The organism is Bradyrhizobium nitroreducens (genome assembly GCF_002776695.1).
GTDB classification, from domain to species: Bacteria; Pseudomonadota; Alphaproteobacteria; order Rhizobiales; family Xanthobacteraceae; genus Bradyrhizobium; species Bradyrhizobium nitroreducens.
Window position 1 is genome coordinate 1748583 of sequence record NZ_LFJC01000003.1, and the last position, 3761, is coordinate 1752343.

A 3761-nucleotide genomic window follows, 5' to 3' on the forward strand; every position below is an offset into this window, starting at 1 on the left:
AACGCGCGCCGGTGGATTGCACGCGCGCACCATCGAAATCCTTGATCAGCGTGGCATCGCCGATCGCTTCCTGCGCGAGGGTCAGATCGTCCAGCTTGCGGGCTTTGCCTGGACCAGGCTCGACATCAGCGATCTCCCCACGCGGCACCCTTACGGGCTCGCGCTGCGGCAGAGCCAGATCGAGCGTATCCTGGCCGATTGGGCTGAAGAGCTAGGGGTCACGTTCCATCGCAATCGCGAGGTCACGGGCTTCGTGCAGGACGAGACCGGCGTCGATGTCTCGCTGTCCGGCGGCGAGCGGTTGCGCACAAACTATCTCGTCGGCTGCGACGGCGGCCGCAGCCTGGTGCGCAAGACGGCCGGCATCGATTTCCCGGGCTCCTCACCGACGCTCAGCAACCTCATGGCCGAGGTCGAACTGAGCGAGGCGCCGGCATGGGGCCTGCGCCACGATGCGCTTGGCTTTCACGGGCTTAGCAAGAGCGAGAGCGGCCGCGTGCTGGCCGTGTTGACGGAAGCAACGATCACGACCGGCGAGCCTGACATGCGCGATCTCAGCGCAACCCTCGTCGCCGTCTATGGAACCGATTTCGGCGCGACGAATCCCGCCTGGATCTCCCGCTTCACCGATGCGGCGCGGCAGGCTGAATCCTATCGCAAGGGCCGCGTGCTGCTCGCCGGCGATGCTGCGCATATCCATCACTCCGTCGGCGGGCAAGGCCTCAACCTCGGTGTGCAGGACGCCGTCAATCTGGGCTGGAAGCTGGCGCAGGTGGTCAAGGGCATCTCGCCCGACAGCCTGCTCGACAGTTACCATGCCGAGCGACATCCGGTGGCCGCGCGCGTGCTGAAAAACACCGTGGCGCAGATCGCCCTGCTCCGCCGCGGCGACGACGGCCTCAAGGCCGCGCGTGACACCATCGCGGAGCTGCTCGCGATGGACGAGCCGCGCAAACGTTTCAGCGCCATGATGAGTGGCCTCGACATCCGCTACGATCTTGGCGAAGGCCACGCGCTGCTGGGGCGGCGCATGCCCGATCTCGAGCTGACGGTCGAAGGGCGGACGATGACACTGTTCACGCTGCTGCATGGCGCGCGCGGCGTGCTGCTCCATTCCGGTAGGCGCGGCGGCATCGACGTCGCTCCGTGGGCCGATCGCGTCAACGTCGTCAATGCCAGCACTGACGGCGTGTGGGCGCTGCCGGCCATCGGCCAGGTCACCGCCCCAGGCGCAGTTCTCGTGCGGCCCGACGGCCACGTGGCCTGGCTGGGAGACGGAAGCGAACCGGAGCTCGCTGATGCGCTAACGACGTGGCTCGGGCCGCCCACTACGCAGTAGTCGGCGTGCCTCGCTCAAGGTCCGAAGGCGTCGAGCTGACCAGGAAGCCGAGATTGCTCAAACGCCGCTTGATCGTGTCGATGATTCCAAGGACCTTTCCATATCGCCGCAAGCCAAGTCGCTCGCGATTCCTCTCACTAAATCTCAAGTCACGCCCAACCAACTGGGATGCTGGCATCAGGAGATAATCCCTGATTTCTTTATTGTCTTCGTTTAATCGAATCACGACGACGAGGCCGCCTGGAAGGCGCCGGCCACGTATGATGTACCAACTGGGATGTGTTGCCCCATGAGCGAGCCGACTACGCGCGACGCGGAAAGATATCGCAACTCTACGCACCCTTATGATCTGATGAACTTGATCGATCCTGACATCCTCGCCGGATTTTGCCAGGCCTGCAGCAATCTTCAGGACTAAGGATTCAATCATATCCCGTCGGACCGTCCGAGACTCAATGTGTTCGTAGTTCCGCTTCGGGGTGTAACCAATGAGTCGATATGCAGCCATCAGACTGCCAAACCTCGTGAGGTATGACACGGAACTGGGGATACCCTCCGTCTCATTGATAATGTCTCTGCTTAGCCTCCCTCTTCGGTGAAGCAACACCCTTAATCGCTTGAGCATTTCTTCGTCTGACAAGCCCCAGCATCTTCGTCGATCCTCCAGAATTTGCTGCGCCTTCGCGAAGATCTCTTTATCCACTATCGGCTCGAATGCGCCCTCCTTCTTGATCCATTGTTCCGGCGGATTCACCTTTCGAACCGTTCGCAGCTTGCAACTGTGGCGATTGTAACGATTGGTACCGATGTAGTTTTCGTTTTGCAGCAGATAGCGAATCTTGCCAAAGGACCATGGTCTCCCCCGGTTTAGCTCGCCCGCAAGATTTAGCTCTCGGGCGATTTTTGTTTCGGTGAGATGACCACTCACAAAACGATCAAAAATTAGCCTTACCGTCTCTACTTCGTGTGGCGGGCCTCGACGGAGCACAACGCGATCGGTTTGAAGCGACTTCCGTTCCCCGCTCTCCAGTATCCCTCTCGATCGTCCGCTTTCCTCGATCAGTTCCCTTCGCAGCCCGAAGCAAGGGTGGCCACCCTGTCGGAAGCCAAGCCTTGAGAGATGACACGCGCCAGCGTGTACCTTTACTCCCAGTTCTCGGCTGTATTCGGCTGCCATCACTCGCTTTATATTCTTGACGATGCCCGAAATGACGCTTCCATCATTCTCGAATTGCTCGGCGCAATAACAAACCGTCATGCCCGCGTCCCTGCAGACAAATTCCAAGTGAGCGCTTTCGTCAATGTCTTGAAATCGACCCCACCGGCTGACGTCGTAAATTAGGATGTGATCAAAATTCACGCGACGTTGGCAAACGTCCGCAATCAACCCGGTTAGACCTGGCCGATTCCTTATGCCGAGACCGCTCTCACCTTCGTCCCGATAGGTTCGAACAATCTCCAGTCCGCGGGTTTGTGCGTATGCGGCGATGACGGCAGCTTGATTCTCGATTGAGTAGCGCTGGTGATCAGTGGACATACGGACGTACTGCGCGGCGCGACGCGCTCGCTGATCTTTGGGTAAAAAGATTTGGTGCGGAACGAGTGAATTTGCCAACGGACCGAACCTCGAACGCATGGGAATCTAACGATTTACAACCGCGCGCCAGGGGGCGAAATCTACTTCTTCAAGAAGGATCGGTCCACGGCCACCCGGTTCTTGCCGCCCAGGTCAGGATGGCTGTCGCAAAGGCCAGGATCAAACCACCCCAGGGCGAGCTCCGACGCGCTGCACTGATGGATCGCAAAAAGAGAAGGGCTCCGAGTATTGTTCCGTAGTTTCTTTTGAAATCTCCGTTCAACTTGGAGATCTTGAACAGATCGGAAGTTTCGACTTCGTCGGCCATTGCGCTGGTCCCTCTTGATTAGAGCCAGCGTCCTATAAACTCCTGTTTTGCCCGACAGAGCAAGCGTCACTTCGTTCTTTCGGAATGTTCTGCAGGCTGCTGCTTTCGATCCTTGACCAACCTCTTGGCAAGAGCACCCGGGAGCCCTCTAGCAGGCTGTTGAAGAACTCGGTAGCGAAGCTTTTTGGATCGTGATTCTCTAGGACCAGGATTTGACTGGGGGGCGCGATGCGGGGGAGTGACGAGCGGTCCGGCTCGCTTTGCTTCTGGTCCCCGGTGTGTCGCAGGATTTTCTTGAGAAGTTGATAGTCGTCAATTGAACGCGACGCACAAAACTCGAGTGAGTTGCACAAATTACCAGCGTTGCCCCTGCGTTTGTTTTGCGCAGTCCCCGCCTGCCCGCAGATGGCCGGCTCTCGAAATTTTGTGGTCCGCCATGTCTGGGGCCAAACAAGCGTACAAGTCGGAGGCTGTGCCGCAGGCCGCGCTAGTTAGGGATCGGCCTGCACGCGGTTGTG

Annotated in this window: 3 protein-coding genes; 1 reads left to right on the top strand and 2 read right to left on the bottom strand. The window is 59.0% G+C overall.

Translation table 11 applies throughout. The features are described 5' to 3' along the window. Positions 1 to 1339 (top strand): FAD-dependent monooxygenase (locus TSA1_RS08730; RefSeq protein ID WP_100181034.1); only part of this gene is annotated, 1339 nt, incomplete at its 5' end. Here the strand turns inward: TSA1_RS08730 and TSA1_RS08735 are convergent. Both TSA1_RS08735 and TSA1_RS08740 read right to left on the bottom strand, forming a co-directional pair. After that, positions 1329 to 2954, bottom strand: coding sequence for a recombinase family protein (locus TSA1_RS08735; RefSeq protein WP_161497197.1), 1626 nt, complete (start codon positions 2952 to 2954; stop codon positions 1329 to 1331). The two genes, TSA1_RS08730 and TSA1_RS08735, sit on opposite strands and share 11 nt — an antisense overlap. 70 nt (positions 2955 to 3024) lie before the next feature. Next, positions 3025 to 3243: a hypothetical protein gene (locus TSA1_RS08740; protein ID WP_100176003.1), complete on the bottom strand. Its 219-nt coding sequence runs from the start codon at positions 3241 to 3243 to the stop codon at positions 3025 to 3027. Positions 3244 to 3761: the final 518 nt, after the last annotated feature.